Raw genomic sequence first — 477 nt, forward strand, 5'->3', positions numbered from 1 at the left:
GTTTTTTACTAAGTTTCTTACCTTTAAAGCTTCATAGACGACCAGATCATTAGACTGGACTAACGCCAAAGCATCTTTAATTGCTTTGTCTTTACGTTGTCTTGATACTTTAAGGTGAAGTTTAGCTACTTTTACCCGTTGCTTGTGATAGTTTTTAGACTGTTTCTTTTCTTTACAAAATCGTTTTGATAATCTCCTTTGTGCTTTTTTTAGTCGTTTTTCTAACTTTCTTAAATAACGTAGATTTTCTACAGTATTGCCTTGGGCATCGGTATAAAACTCTTTTAACCCTAAGTCAATTCCTGTTATTTGTCCCGTTGGTTTCTGGTATTCTTGCCGTTCTACGTCAATCAAAAACTGACAATAATAACCGTCAGCACGTCTAACAACTCTTACCCGTCTAATCTGTTGCTCTGAATAATAAACTAAAGTTTTTTGACTACACCATAAATCAAATTCTCCTGCTTTAAAACCATC

General features: G+C 34.2%; 1 protein-coding gene. It reads right to left on the reverse strand.

The features are described 5' to 3' along the window. The coding region (locus N0824_RS19795; RefSeq protein ID WP_146184307.1) for an RNA-guided endonuclease TnpB family protein at nt 1–477 on the reverse strand (477 nt) is incomplete at both ends.

Source organism: Microcystis sp. 0824 (assembly GCF_003112475.1).
Lineage (GTDB): Bacteria > Cyanobacteriota > Cyanobacteriia > Cyanobacteriales > Microcystaceae > Microcystis > Microcystis aeruginosa_C.